This window comes from Streptomyces brevispora (genome assembly GCF_007829885.1).
GTDB classification, from domain to species: Bacteria; Actinomycetota; Actinomycetes; order Streptomycetales; family Streptomycetaceae; genus Streptomyces; species Streptomyces brevispora.
This window is the reverse complement of record NZ_VIWW01000001.1, coordinates 4,482,920-4,496,417: the sequence shown is the minus strand read 5'-3', so window position 1 is coordinate 4,496,417 and position 13,498 is coordinate 4,482,920. Positions and strand designations below refer to the sequence as shown.

General features: G+C 70.6%; 11 protein-coding genes. All 11 read right to left on the bottom strand.

Annotated elements, in window-relative coordinates; translation table 11 throughout:
• Positions 1-36 precede the first annotated feature (36 nt).
• Complete coding sequence (gene prmC, locus FHX80_RS21005) at positions 37-882, bottom strand: peptide chain release factor N(5)-glutamine methyltransferase (RefSeq protein WP_145765613.1); 846 nt, start codon at positions 880-882, stop codon at positions 37-39.
• 44 nt (positions 883-926) lie between these two features.
• Positions 927-2,003 carry a peptide chain release factor 1 gene (gene prfA, locus FHX80_RS21000; protein ID WP_145765612.1) on the bottom strand — a complete coding sequence of 359 codons (1,077 nt, stop codon included), beginning with the start codon at positions 2,001-2,003 and terminating at the stop codon, positions 927-929.
• Positions 2,004-2,155: 152 nt separating this feature from the next.
• A complete protein-coding gene (rpmE, locus tag FHX80_RS20995; protein ID WP_145765611.1) occupies positions 2,156-2,380 on the bottom strand; it encodes a 50S ribosomal protein L31 in 225 nt (74 codons plus the stop codon).
• A 143-nt stretch (positions 2,381-2,523) separates the two neighbouring features.
• Entirely contained in the window at positions 2,524-3,624 is a 1,101-nt protein-coding gene (locus tag FHX80_RS20990; protein WP_145765610.1) for an LCP family protein, read from the bottom strand.
• A gap of 359 nt (positions 3,625-3,983) precedes the next feature.
• The gene (gene rho, locus FHX80_RS20985; protein WP_145765609.1) at positions 3,984-6,074 is read right to left on the bottom strand and encodes a transcription termination factor Rho; all 2,091 of its coding nucleotides are present in this window, start codon (positions 6,072-6,074) and stop codon (positions 3,984-3,986) included.
• Positions 6,075-6,465: 391 nt separating this feature from the next.
• Positions 6,466-7,383: a homoserine kinase gene (thrB, locus tag FHX80_RS20980; RefSeq protein ID WP_145765608.1), complete on the bottom strand. Its 918-nt coding sequence runs from the start codon at positions 7,381-7,383 to the stop codon at positions 6,466-6,468.
• A 422-nt stretch (positions 7,384-7,805) separates the two neighbouring features.
• Positions 7,806-8,876, bottom strand: a complete 1,071-nt coding sequence (gene thrC, locus FHX80_RS20975; protein WP_145765607.1) for a threonine synthase — start codon at positions 8,874-8,876, stop codon at positions 7,806-7,808.
• 6 nt (positions 8,877-8,882) lie between these two features.
• Complete coding sequence (locus FHX80_RS20970; RefSeq protein ID WP_208764695.1) at positions 8,883-10,184, bottom strand: homoserine dehydrogenase; 1,302 nt, start codon at positions 10,182-10,184, stop codon at positions 8,883-8,885.
• Positions 10,185-10,308: 124 nt separating this feature from the next.
• Positions 10,309-11,700 carry a diaminopimelate decarboxylase gene (lysA, locus tag FHX80_RS20965; protein WP_145765606.1) on the bottom strand — a complete coding sequence of 464 codons (1,392 nt, stop codon included), beginning with the start codon at positions 11,698-11,700 and terminating at the stop codon, positions 10,309-10,311.
• Between the two features lie 26 nt (positions 11,701-11,726).
• Positions 11,727-12,809, bottom strand: coding sequence for an ArgS-related anticodon-binding protein NrtL (gene nrtL, locus FHX80_RS20960; protein WP_145765605.1), 1,083 nt, complete (start codon positions 12,807-12,809; stop codon positions 11,727-11,729).
• 55 nt (positions 12,810-12,864) lie between these two features.
• Positions 12,865-13,299: a response regulator gene (locus tag FHX80_RS20955; RefSeq protein WP_244318353.1), complete on the bottom strand. Its 435-nt coding sequence runs from the start codon at positions 13,297-13,299 to the stop codon at positions 12,865-12,867.
• Between the last annotated feature and the right edge of the window lie 199 nt (positions 13,300-13,498).

Below are 13,498 nucleotides of genomic sequence, written 5' to 3'. Positions count from 1 at the left end.
AGGGCTGGTACGGGTCGTGCGGGTGGTGGCCGCCGGTCACGGCATCGCCTTGCGGGCCGTGGCGAACCGGGGCCGCCTGTTCAGGTCGGGGTGGTCGGCCGCGTCGGCCCAGCCCCGCTCCTCGGTGAAGATCCACGGCACCTGGCCGCCCTGGGTGTCGGCGTGCTCGATGACGACGAGGCCGCCGGGGCGCAGCAGACGGTGTGCGGTGCGCTCGATGCCGCGGATGGTGTCGAGGCCGTCCTCGCCGGAGAAGAGCGCCATCTGGGGGTCGTGGTCGCGGGCCTCCGGGGCCACGTACTCCCATTCGGTGAGCGGGATGTACGGCGGGTTGGAGATGACCAGGTCGACCTGTCCGTCGAGCTCGGGAAGGGCCGTCAGGGCGTCTCCGCGGTGCACGGTGACCCTGGAGCCCTCGGCGTTCTTCCTGGCCCATTTGAGGGCGTCCTCGGACAGCTCCACGGCGTGCACGCGCGAGCGCGGCACCTCCTGGGCCATGGCGAGGGCGATGGCGCCCGATCCGGTGCAGAGGTCGACGATCAGCGGCTCGACCACGTCCATCGCGCGGACGGCGTCTATCGCCCAGCCGACGACCGATTCGGTCTCCGGGCGGGGCACGAAGACACCGGGTCCCACCTGGAGCTCCAGGTAGCGGAAGAAGGCGCGTCCGGTGATGTGCTGGAGCGGTTCGCGGGCCTCGCGCCGGGCGATGGTCTCCCAGTAGCGGGCGTCGAAGTCGGCGTCCGGCACGTTGTGCAGCTCGCCCCGCTTCACGCCGTGCACGAACGCGGCGAGTTCCTCCGCGTCGAATCGCGGCGAAGGCACACCGGCGTCGGCCAGCCGCTGGGTGGCCTGGGCCACCTCGGCGAGCAGCAGGTTCATCGCGGTTCTCCGTACAGGTTCACGAGCGGTGCGGGTGGTGGAGCTTACGCCGCGGCGAGCTTGGCGGCGGAGTCGGCGTCGACACATGCCTGGATCACGGCGCCCAGATCACCGTCGAGCACCTGGTCCAAGTTGTACGCCTTGAAGCCGACGCGGTGGTCCGAGATCCGGTTTTCCGGGAAGTTGTAGGTACGGATCTTCTCGGACCGGTCGACCGTGCGCACCTGGCTGCGCCGCACGTCCGAGGCTTCCTGTTCGGCGGCCTCCTGGGCGGCGGCGAGGAGCCTGGAGCGCAGGATGCGCATGGCCTGCTCCTTGTTCTGGAGCTGGCTCTTCTCGTTCTGGCAGGAGGCCACGACGCCGGTGGGCAGGTGCGTGATGCGGACGGCGGAGTCCGTGGTGTTGACGGACTGGCCGCCGGGGCCGGACGAGCGGTAGACGTCGATCCGCAGGTCGTTGGCGTGGATCTCGACCTCGACCTCCTCGGCCTCGGGCGTGACCAGCACACCGGCGGCGGAGGTGTGGATGCGGCCCTGCGACTCGGTGGAGGGCACGCGCTGCACACGGTGCACGCCGCCCTCGTACTTCATCCGGGCCCAGACGCCCTGGCCGGGTTCGGTGGCCCCGTTGCCGCCCTTGGTCTTCACGGCGACCTGGACGTCCTTGTAGCCGCCGAGCTCGGACTCGGTGGAGTCGATGATCTCGGTCTTCCAGCCGACCCGCTCGGCGTAGCGCAGGTACATGCGCAGCAGATCCCCGGCGAACAGGGCGGACTCGTCGCCGCCCGCGCCCGCCTTGATCTCCAGGAGCACGTCCTTGTCGTCACTGGGGTCACGCGGCACGAGCAGGAGGCGGAGCTTCTCGGTGAGCTCCTCGCGCTGCTTCTCCAGGTCCTTGACCTCGGCGGCGAAGTCGGGGTCGGAGGCGGCGAACTCGCGGGCCGTCTCGATGTCGTCGCCGGTCTGCTTCCAGGAGCGGTACGTGGCGACGATCGGGGTCAGCTCGGCGTAGCGCTTGTTGAGCTTGCGCGCGTTGGCCTGGTCGGCGTGGACCGACGGGTCCGCGAGCTTCTTCTCGAGATCGGACTGTTCGCCGATCAGTTCCTCGACCGCCTCGAACATCTTCGGGCTCCTGGTTTCTTCGCTCGACGTGCCTGCCGGCCGGCGGGATGCCTGCCGGGCGGGACACGGGGATGCCGTGTCCCGGCCGGAAAAAACGCCGGTCACGGCGCCCCCCGGAAAAGAGGGCGCCGAGAACCGGCGCAGTTGGCTCGCTACTTGCTGGCGGTGCCGGCGGCCTTGCCGAAGCGGGCCTCGAAGCGGGCCACACGGCCACCGGTGTCGAGGATCTTCTGCTTGCCCGTGTAGAACGGGTGGCACTCGGAGCAGACGTCCGCACGGATGGCGCCGCTGTCCAGGGTGGACCGGGTGGTGAACGACGCGCCACAGGTGCAGCTGACCTGGGTCTCGACGTACTGGGGGTGGATCTCGCGCTTCAAGGGTGTCTCCTAGTTTCGGGAGGGCGCCGGGTCGTACGCGCGGATTGCGTGTCCGTGAACCGGGGCCGACGTACCAGTCTGCCAGGACCGGCCGTATCTCCCAAAACCGGGGTCGGCCGGGAACTATTCCCGGGCCCGCCCGGTCACTGCACGATGTCGCCCGCGCTGCCCTTGTCGCCCGCCGACTTCTCGGTGGCGGAGGCGGGGATCGGCGCGTCGTGCCGGAGCGCCGTCCACACCTGCTTTCCGGCCTCCTCCAGCGGTATGACGCGGTTCGGGTCGGCCGGGTCGTACGCGACCGGCAGGGTCACCATGTGGACGTCGTCGGAGCCGAGCCCCTTGAGCCCGTTGGCGAAGCCCGCGAGCGCCTTGACCGAGCCCAGGTCGGAGTCGGTCGTGATGGCCTTGGTCGCGGTGTCCGCGAGGCCGTACAGCTTGGTGCCGTCGAGGATGCCGACGCTCTTCGCCTGCACCATCAGGGCCTTGATGAAGGCCTGCTGGAGCTGGATGCGGCCGAGGTCGCTGCCGTCGCCGATGCTCTTGCGGGTACGGACCAGTCCGAGCGACTCCTCGCCGTTCAGGGTGTGGGTGCCCGGCTCCAGGTTCAGATGGCTCTTGGAGTCGTTGATCGCCTGCTTGGTGGTGATCTCGACCCCGCCGAGCTTGTCGATCAGCTTCTTGAAGCCGGTGAAGTCGACTTCGATGTAGTGGTCCATCCGGATCCCGGACATCGCCTCGACGGTCTTGACCGCGCAGGCCGGTCCGCCGACCTCGTACGCCGTGTTGAACATCGCGCGCCGCTGACCCGGGACGGTCGCGCCGCTCTCGTCGCTCGTGCACTCGGGCCGGGTGACGAGGGTGTCGCGGGGGATGGAGACGACGCTGGCCGTCTTGTGGCCCTTGTTGACGTGGACGACCATCGCGGTGTCCGAGCGGGCGCCTCCCTCGTCGGCGCCGTACTGCGCGTTCGCGCCGGAGCGGGAGTCGGAACCCAGGACGAGGATGTCCTCGGAGCCGTTGTCGACGTTCTGGGGACGGTTCTTGCCGAGGGCGTTGTTGATGTCGACGGCCTTGAGGTTGCCGTTGAGCTGGAAGTAGGCGTAACCGAGTCCCCCTCCGCCCACGACGACCAGGCCGGCCAGACTCCACGCGGCGATGACGGTCGCCCTGCGGCGGCGGGACTGCTTCCTCCGGCGTTTGCCGGTGGCCCGTATTCGGCTGCTACTCCCGCTCTGTCCGGTCATCCGTCTCCTCGTTCCCTCGACTGCTCCCGGCGACTCCCTGGTGCGGTGTGCGGGCTCATGCGCCGCTTTGTCGCTCTTTTGTACGACGTTGCGCAGACAAGAAGGGTTGCACAGGGCCCCGTGGTCTCCGGGTAAGCGGGACGCGGCCGGCGGCACGCGGGAACAGCCGGCGATCCGGCGCCCACCTGCGGTTTCCTGTCCGCGGCCGGCAATGCGGGGCGGGTGTGCGCCCCGGTGGCCGTGTGGCGAAGGTCTCGGGCCGGCCACGGGCTTCCCGTATCCGGCGTACGACACAGGGCCGCCCCCGGCACCGAAGTGGCGGGGGCGGCCCTGTGTACGGCTGCCGACGGGCTTGCGAACTAGTCGTTGTTGCCCGGGGCCGGCGTCGTCTTCTGGATCTGGAGCAGGAACTCCGCGTTGGACTGGGTCTTCTTCATCCGGTCCAGGAGGAGCTCGATCGCCTGCTGCTGGTCCAGCGCGTGGAGCACCCGCCGCAGCTTCCAGACAATCGCCAACTCGTCGCTGCCGAGGAGGATTTCTTCCTTACGGGTGCTGGACGCGTCGACGTCCACCGCGGGGAAGATGCGCTTGTCGGAGAGCTTGCGGTCGAGCTTGAGCTCCATGTTGCCGGTGCCCTTGAACTCCTCGAAGATCACCTCGTCCATGCGCGAGCCGGTCTCGACCAGCGCGGTGGCCAGGATGGTCAGCGAGCCGCCGTCCTCGATGTTGCGCGCGGCACCGAAGAAGCGCTTCGGCGGGTACAGCGCGGTCGAGTCGACACCACCGGACAGGATGCGGCCGGAGGCGGGGGCCGCGAGGTTGTACGCGCGGCCCAGGCGGGTGATCGAGTCCAGCAGGACGACCACGTCGTGACCCAGCTCGACGAGACGCTTGGCGCGCTCGATGGCCAGCTCGGCGACGGTGGTGTGGTCCTCGGCGGGACGGTCGAAGGTCGAGGAGATGACCTCGCCCTTCACCGACCGCTGCATGTCGGTGACCTCTTCCGGACGCTCGTCGACCAGGACGACCATCAGGTGGCACTCGGGGCTGTTGACCGTGATCGCGTTGGCGATCGCCTGCAGGATCATGGTCTTACCGGTCTTCGGCGGGGCCACGATCAGGCCTCGCTGGCCCTTGCCGATGGGGGCGACCAGGTCGATGATGCGCGTCGTCAGGATGTTGGAGTCGGTCTCCAGACGGAGCCGGTCCTGCGGGTAGAGCGGCGTCAGCTTCTGGAACTCCGGGCGGCCGCGGCCGGTTTCGGCACCGTTGACCGTGTCGAGGCGGACCAGCGCGTTGAACTTCTCGCGGCGCTCGCCGTCCTTGGGCTGGCGCACCGCACCGGTGACGTGGTCACCCTTGCGCAGGCCGCTCTTGCGGACCTGGGCGAGCGAGACGTACACGTCGTTCGGGCCCGGCAGGTAGCCGGAGGTCCGGATGAACGCGTAGTTGTCGAGGATGTCCAGGATGCCCGCGACGGGGATCAGGACGTCGTCGTCGGTGACCGGCGGCGCGTCGCTCGCGAAGTCGTCACGGCCACGACGGCCACGGCGGTCGCGGTAACGGCCACGACGGCCACGACGGCCGCCCTCGTCGTCGAACCCGTCGTCCTGCGGTCCGCCGCCACCCTGCTGGCCCTGACCCTGGCCCGGGCCCTGGCCCTGGCTCTGTCCCTGGCCCTGGCGCTGCTGGCGCTGGCCGCCCTGGCCACCGCCCTGCTCGTCGCCGCCCTTGCCGCGACGGTCGCGCTGGCGCTCACGACGGTCACCGCGGTCGCCGCGGTCACCACGTTCGCCGCGCTGACCGCGGTCCTGGCGGTCGCCCCGGCGGCCCTCGGCGTTGTCCGCGGCGGCCTCGGCCTTGGCGTCGGAGCGGTCCTCGGCGGGTGCCTCGCGCCTCGGCTCGTCCTGCGTGCGGTCCTTGGCCTGCGCCTTGGTGTCCGTCTTGGTCTCCGCCTTGGTCTCCGGGCTGCCCGCCTGAGCGGTCGCGCGGCGCCGACGGCGCTCGCCGGTGGGCTGCTCGTCGCTGGCCGGCTGGCCGGGGATGTCGATCTGCTGCTGGGCCGCGGCCTGGTCGACGGGAGCGGCGGCGGCCGGGGTCTCGTCCCCGGCGCCGGTGCGCGCCTTGGAGGTGGCCCGGCGCTTCGGCTTGGCCTCGGCCTCGTCGGCGGGGGCCGCGGCGACGGCCTTGGCCTTGGCCTTGGGCGCCGAGGAACCGCCGGCCTGGGTCTCCTTGATGACCTCGATCAGCTGGCTCTTGCGCATCCGCGCAGTGCTCTTGATGCCGAGGCCGGACGCGACCTGCTGCAGCTCGGCCAGGACCATGCCCTCAAGGCCGGTGCCGGAGCGGCGGCGCCGTGCGGTGGTGCCAGTGGCAGCACCTTCGGCGGGCGCGGCGCTGTCGACATTCTTGTCGGCAGTCACGCCCATCAGATCGGTGGTGTCGCTCACGAAGGGTCCTTCCCTGGAGCGGACGTCGGCCTTCTGGCTCGGCGACCGGTTGTGCTGTCCGACTGCGGTCTCTGGTTGTGCGGACCGTGCCGGGGCGGTGGTCCGCCGGGTAGGTACGGCGGAGAGATGAACGTGTGCTTGGGCCCGGCGCGAGCATCCCCCTGCTCGGCCCACTCCTGGACAAGCGAGAGGGTGTCGTGCCGGTTCCGGAGCGTGCTCGAAACTGCTCAGGCAGGCTGCTCAGGCAGTTGGGGAGGCTCCCGGAAGAAATGGTGGTCCCGGAAAGGGACACGAAGCAACGCGCCACATAGACGTCGGTTGCAGACTTGAGGTTAACACTACCGGCTCCAACAAACATTCCCCCTCTCACGCACCGGTAATCACTTCTCGACTACTGGGCGAGCGGCAGCACACTCGCGCCCGAGGCGTCGAGAGCGAGCCGGTCGGCCACCCATCCCTCGCCCGCCAGCCGTGCGACCTTGTCGGCCGCACCTTCGTCGGCCAGTGCCAGCACGGTCGGTCCGGCACCGGAGATGACTGCGGGGATGCCGTCGGCGCGCAGTCGGTTCACGAGTTCCACGCTCTGCGGCATCGCCGGGGAGCGGTATTCCTGGTGCAGCCGGTCCTCGGTGGCGGTGAGCAGCAGCTCCGGGCGCCTGGTCAGAGCCTCGACGAGAAGGGCGGCACGGCCCGCGTTGAAGGCGGCGTCGACGTGCGGAACGGTACGCGGCAGCAGTCCGCGGGCGGTCTCGGTGAGCACCGGGTTGCCGGGGACGAAAACCACCGGAACGATGGAATCCGCGGGGTCCATCCTGATGGCGCGGGCCGATCCGCCGTCCATCCAGGCGAGCGTGAACCCGCCGAGCAGGCAGGCCGCGACGTTGTCGGGGTGACCCTCGATCTCGGTGGCGAGCTCCAGCAGGGCCGCGTCGTCGAGCCGGGCGTCACCACCGGTCGTCACAGCGCGGGCGGCGACGATTCCGGCGCAGATGGCGGCGGAGGACGAGCCGAGGCCGCGTCCGTGCGGGATGCGGTTGGCGCAGACGATCTCCAGGCCGCGGGGCTGTCCGCCGAGCAGGTCGAAAGCGGTGCGCAGGGACCGTACGAGCAGGTGGTTCTCGTCGCGGGGCAGCGTGTCCGCGCCCTCACCGGCGATGTCGATGTGCAGTCCGGCATCGGCGACGCGGACGACGACATCGTCGTACAGCCCCAGCGACAGGCCGAGGGCGTCGAAGCCCGGACCGAGGTTGGCGCTGGTTGCCGGGACGCGCACCCGTACGGCGGCGGCTCGGAAGGCGGGACCGGCCATCGGTCTGACGACTCTCCTTGTGAGGCGGCGGGGAATTCGAAGCGCTGCGAGATATTGGGGTCTCTTTGCGGCTCTTCGGGCTCTTCTGGGGGACTTCGGGTTTTTCGGGGTCCAAGGGTTCTTGGGGATTCTTCAGGTCGATTGCGGCGGCGGGTATTGCGCAAGTCCGGGAATGGACCGACGGCCGCAACGGCCTGGGCACCCCGGGCATATGCGACGGGGTGGGTTGCGTACAGCTTATCGAAGGAAGGTTCTGTGGCGACATAGGGCGCACAGGAGGCGCACGATGCGTGTCGCACGCCACCGATGCGCTCTCCGCCCCGAAAAGGGCGGTTGACCCGTCTTCCTGGCGAAACCGCTGCCGCGGCCGCGCCCCCGGGAGCCGATGCGCATCAGGTCCCGGGGGCGGTGTGCGGTGCGTACTACGCGAGGCCCAGCTTCTCGGCGGCGACGACCGCGTCGACCGGGACGGTGACCGGCTGGGGGGCGCCGGCGACGGCCCAGTCGGGGTCCTTCAGGCCGTTGCCGGTGACGGTGCAGACGATCCGCTGACCCGGGTCGACCTTGCCCTCTTCGGCGGCCTTGAGCAGACCGGCGACCGACGCGGCCGACGCGGGCTCCACGAAGACGCCCTCCTGGGAGGCCAACAGCCGGTAGGCGGAAAGGATCTGTCGGTCCGTCACCTCGTCGATGAAACCGCCCGACTCGTCCCGCGCGTCGAGCGCGAACTGCCAGGAGGCCGGGTTGCCGATCCGGATGGCGGTGGCGATGGTCGACGGGTCCTTGACGATCTCGCCGCGCACGATGGGCGCGGAGCCGGAGGCCTGGAAGCCCCACATCCGCGGCGTGCGCGCGGCCGGGCCGTCGCCGGCGTACTCGGTGTAGCCCTTCCAGTACGCGGTGATGTTGCCCGCGTTGCCCACCGGGAGGACATGGATGTCCGGGGCGTCGCCGAGCGCGTCGACGATCTCGAAGGCCGCGGTCTTCTGGCCCTCGATACGGACCGGGTTGACCGAATTGACCAGCGCCACCGGGTAGTTGTCCGAAAGCGAACGGGCCAGCGTGAGGCAGTCGTCGAAGTTGCCGTCGACCTGGAGGATCTTGGCGCCGTGCACGAGCGCCTGGCCCATCTTGCCGAGCGCGATCTTGCCCTGCGGTACGAGGACGGCGCAGACCATGCCGGCCCGGACCGCGTACGCGGCGGCGGAGGCGGAGGTGTTGCCGGTGGAGGCGCAGATGACGGCCTGCGCGCCCTCCTCCTTGGCCCTGGTGATCGCCATGGTCATTCCGCGGTCCTTGAAGGAACCGGTGGGGTTGGCGCCCTCGACCTTGAGGTGCACCTCGCAGCCCGTGCGCTCGGAGAGGACCTGAGCGGGAACGAGCGGCGTACCGCCCTCACGGAGTGTGACGACCGGAGTCGTGCTCGTGACCGGAAGGCGGTCCCGGTACTCCTCGATGATGCCGCGCCACTGGTGGGTGCCCTTGGTGGTCATGGGTCCTTACTCCCCTTCAACACGCATGATGCTGGCGACACCGCGTACGGTGTCGAGCTTGCGCAGCGCCTCGACGGTCCCGGAGAGGGCGGCGTCGGGCGCGCGGTGGGTGACGACGACGAGCGAAGCCTCGCCGCTGCTGTCCTGTCGGCCTTTCTGGCGGACCGTATCGATGGATACGCCCTGTTCGGCGAAGACCGTCGCGACCTGGGCGAGTACGCCAGGTTTGTCGGCCACGTCGAGACTGATGTGGTACCGCGTGACGACGTCGCCCATGGGGCTGACCGGCAGGCGCGTGTACGCGGACTCACCGGGGCCGGGGGCCGCGTTGAGCTTGTTGCGGCAGACCGCGACGAGGTCGCCGAGGACCGCGGAGGCGGTCGGCGCGCCACCGGCGCCGGGGCCGTAGAACATCAGCTGCCCGGCGGCGTCGGCCTCGATGAACACCGCGTTGTACGCCTCGCGGACGGACGCCAGCGGGTGGCTGAGCGGGATCATCGCGGGGTGCACGCGGGCCGTGACCGACCGGCCGTCGGCGGCGCGCTCGCAGATGGCGAGGAGCTTGACGGTGCAGCCCATGCGGCGGGCGGAGGCGATGTCGGCCGCGGTGACCTCGGTGATGCCCTCGCGGTGCACGTCGCCGATCTTCACCCGGGTGTGGAAGGCGATTCCGGCGAGGATCGCGGCCTTGGCGGCGGCGTCGAAGCCCTCGACGTCGGCGGTCGGGTCGGCCTCCGCGTATCCGAGGGCGGTGGCCTCGTCGAGCGCCTCGGAGTACCCGGCGCCGCTCGTGTCCATCTTGTCGAGGATGAAGTTCGTGGTGCCGTTGACGATGCCGAGGACCCGGTTGACCTTGTCGCCGGCGAGGGACTCGCGCAGCGGCCGGACGAGCGGGATGGCACCGGCCACGGCGGCCTCGTAGTAGAGGTCCCTGCCGTACCGCTCGGCGTCGGCGTGCAGGGCCGCACCGTCCTCGGCGAGCAGTGCCTTGTTGGCGGAGACGACGCTCGCGCCGTGTTCGAAGGCGGTCCTGATGAGCGTGCGGGCCGGCTCGATGCCACCGATGACCTCGACGACGACGTCGATGTCACCCCGTTTGACCAGGGCGGTCGCATCGGTGGTGATCAGTGCGGGGTCGATGCCCTCGCGCACCTTGGAGGGCCGGCGCACGGCGACACCGGCGAGCTCCACCGGCGCACCGATGCGCGCGGCGAGGTCGTCGGCGTGCGTCGTCATGATGCGCGCCACCTCTGAGCCGACCACTCCACAGCCCAGCAGCGCCACCTTCAGCGGACGCGTACGCATCATCCGACCTCGTTTCCTTTACATCTGTTGTATGGACCAGTCTCACTCACCGGACGGGCGTTCCTGCCACCCGTCCGGATCCTGAGATGTTTCGGGGGACCGGGGGTGTACCCCGGGAAATACGGCGTCAGCCGACGTCGAGACGCAGGAGATCTTCCTCCGTCTCACGCCGGACGATGACCCGCGCCTGCCCGTCGCGCACGGCGACGACGGGCGGGCGCAGGGCATGGTTGTAGTTGCTCGCCATGGAACGGCAGTACGCGCCGGTGGCGGGGACGGCGATCAGGTCGCCGGGGGCCAGGTCCGAGGGCAGGAAGGCGTCCTTGACCACGATGTCGCCGCTCTCGCAGTGCTTTCCGACGACGCGGACGAGCATCGGTTCGGCATCCGAGGTGCGCGAGACGAGCGCGACGCTGTACTCGGCGTCGTACAGCGCGGTGCGGATGTTGTCCGACATGCCGCCGTCGACGCTGACGTAGGTCCGCAGCCCCTCCAGGGGCTTGATCGTGCCGACCTCGTACAGCGTGAAGGCGGTCGGTCCGACGATGGCGCGGCCCGGCTCGACGGAGATCCGAGGGGTGGCGAGCCCGGCGGACTCGCACTCGCGGGTCACGATGTCGCCGAGCGCCTTGGCGATCTCGTGCGGCTCGCGCGGGTCGTCCTCGGAGGTGTACGCGATGCCGAGGCCGCCGCCGAGGTCGATCTCGGGCAGTTCGACGCCGTGCTCGTCGCGCACCTCGGCGAGGAGCTGCACCACGCGCCGGGCGGAGACCTCGAAACCGGCCATGTCGAAGATCTGCGAGCCGATGTGCGAGTGGATGCCGACGAGTTCGAGCCCGTCGAGGGTGAGCGCCCGCCGTACGGCCTCGGCGGCCTGTCCCCCGGCCAGCGCGATGCCGAACTTCTGGTCCTCGTGCGCGGTCGCGATGAACTCGTGGGTGTGCGCCTCGACGCCGACGGTCACCCGGATCTGTACGGGCTGGCGCCGGCCGAGACGCTGCGCGATGTGCGCGACCCGGGCGATCTCCTGGAAGGAGTCGAGCACGATCCGTCCGACGCCGGCCGTGACGGCCCGCTCGATCTCGTCGACCGTCTTGTTGTTTCCGTGGAAGGCGATGCGCCCGGCGGGCATCCCGGCGTCGAGTGCGGTGGTCAGCTCGCCGCCGGAGCAGACGTCGAGGTTGAGCCCCTCCTCCTTCAGCCAGCGCACGATCGCGCGGGAGAGGAAGGCCTTGCCGGCATAGAAGACGTCGGCGCCGGGGCCGAAGGCGTCGGACCAGGCGCGGCAGCGGGCCCGGAAGTCGGCTTCGTCGAGAAAGTAGGCCGGGGTGCCGAACTCCTCGGCCAGCCGGGCGACTTCGATCCCGCCGACGGTCAGTGCGCCGTGTTCGTCCCGGGTGACGGTGCGGGACCAGACCTTCTCGTCGAGGACGTTGAGGTCCTCGGCCGGGGCGGTGTAGTGGCCCTCCGTCATGACGTCGGCGTGACGGGGACCGGCGGGGTGTGCGGATCGGCTCATCGTGTTGCTCTGCTCTCTCGGGTCTCTCAGAGGTGTTGGGGCGCGCTGATACCGAGCAGGGACAGGCCGCCTGCGAGCACCGTTCCGGCGGCTTCGGCAAGGGCGAGCCGGGTGCGGTGGGCGGCCGAGGGTTTCTCGTCCCCGACGGGGAGCGGCGACGCGGCGTCGTGGAAGTCGAGGAACGCCTGCGCGACCGCTTCGAGGTGGCGGGCGAGCCGGTCGGGTGCGCGGTGGTGTGCGGCGGCGGCGAGGACGGCGGGGTGGTCGGCGATGACGGCGAGGAGCGCGAGCGCCTCGGGCCCCGCCGGGCCGCCGGTGTCGTTGCCGGGGTCGCCCGTGAACCCGAGCAGGGCCGCGCCGCGGCTGAGCGCGTGGGTGCGGGAGTGGGCGTAGCGGACCAGGAACAGCGGGTTGCCCTCGCCCTGGACGAGAAGGCCGTCGCCGAGCGGGGCGTGGTCGTGTCCGGCCGGCCGGAGCAGTCCCCAGCGGGTGGCGTCGGGCCCGAGCCGTTCGAGCAGCTCGCCGGCGGTGGCCCCGGCCGGGACCGGGCGTACCACCGTCAGGGGTGCGGGGGGCCGTCCTTGGGCGTCGACGGTGACCCCGAGACGCGTCCAGTCCGGGTCGGGCTCCTCGTCGCAGCTGATGCGTACGGGGGCGCCCTGCGACCGTACGAGCCGGCGCACCGCGTCGGCGGTGACGGCGGCCCGGACCTCGCGGGCGTGGCTGAATTGCAGCGGGGTCCCGGCGAGCGCGTCGCCGTATCCGTACCGCGGGCCCTGCTCCCGTACCCGGTGCAGGAGCGCGTGGTGCGCGGCGGCGTCGGCCGTGGCGTCGAGGGTGAAGTTCAGGAAGCCGGGGCCGGTGATCTCGACCTGCCCGATCCCGGGCGCCCCGGCCATCCGCTCCCGCAGGATCTCGGCCACCTCCCGCGCGGGCAGTGCGGCGGGCCCGGCCAGCTGGAGGGCGACGGCGCTGGCGTAGTCGCCGCGGCCGCCCGGCCTGGTCCTCTCCACTCGCACGCGCGCGGGCACGGGCGCGTGGAGAGCGTCCTCGTCGACCGCGCGGCGCACGGCGCGCAGCACGGTCGTGGAGAGATCAGCGGGGGTCACGGGGCAAGCGTATGGGAGGGAGGGGGGCGTTTCGCGAACCGGTTTCGCCATGCGGTCAGCCGGCGGCGGTCTCCGCCCGCCCGGCACCCTGCCTGCCGTCGAGTACAGGAGGCCGGCCACGCTCCATCAACTGCCGCACGACCCGCACCAGCTCGCTCGGTTCGAAGGGCTTGGCAAGGAAGGCGTCGACTCCCGCGGCGACGCCGTTGTCGACCTCGTACGGAGTGCACGCGCTGATGATCGCCACCGGCAGATGTCTGGTGCGCGGATCGGAACGCAGTCTGGTGGCGGTCTGTAGACCGTCCAGCCGGGGCATGACGACATCGAGCGTGATCACATCGGGACTGACCCGATGCACCAGATCCAGACACTCGACACCATCGGCCGCAGTCACGACCTCAAAGCCCTCAAGCTCGAGATTGACCCTGATCAACTGCCGGATGACCTTGTTGTCGTCGACAACAAGCACGCGGCCGGACGCCCCTGACACCCTTCGAGAGTAGGCGGGCCGGAGTGGCTGCGTCCGGGTTTTGCCCACTTCCGTCCCCGGACGGATGGTGCCGAAGGTTGGCCGGATGTGTGTGCGACGGGCCTGGGAGTGCTTGAGGCACCCGGCCGGCCGTACGGAAATACCTGTTCACGGGCACCGGGCGGAAGCTGGTAGTGTTTCACCCGTCGCAGAGCAGCAC

Coding starts and splice junctions, on each gene's coding strand:
- FHX80_RS20990 (WP_145765610.1), bottom strand. CDS start 3,624: ATGACCGGACAGAGCGGGAGTAGCAGCCGAATACGGGCCACCGGCAAA.
- prmC (WP_145765613.1), bottom strand. CDS start 882: ATGAACCTGCTGCTCGCCGAGGTGGCCCAGGCCACCCAGCGGCTGGCC.
- thrB (WP_145765608.1), bottom strand. CDS start 7,383: ATGGCCGGTCCCGCCTTCCGAGCCGCCGCCGTACGGGTGCGCGTCCCG.
- prfA (WP_145765612.1), bottom strand. CDS start 2,003: ATGTTCGAGGCGGTCGAGGAACTGATCGGCGAACAGTCCGATCTCGAG.
- lysA (WP_145765606.1), bottom strand. CDS start 11,700: ATGAGCCGATCCGCACACCCCGCCGGTCCCCGTCACGCCGACGTCATG.
- FHX80_RS20970 (WP_208764695.1), bottom strand. CDS start 10,184: ATGATGCGTACGCGTCCGCTGAAGGTGGCGCTGCTGGGCTGTGGAGTG.
- thrC (WP_145765607.1), bottom strand. CDS start 8,876: ATGACCACCAAGGGCACCCACCAGTGGCGCGGCATCATCGAGGAGTAC.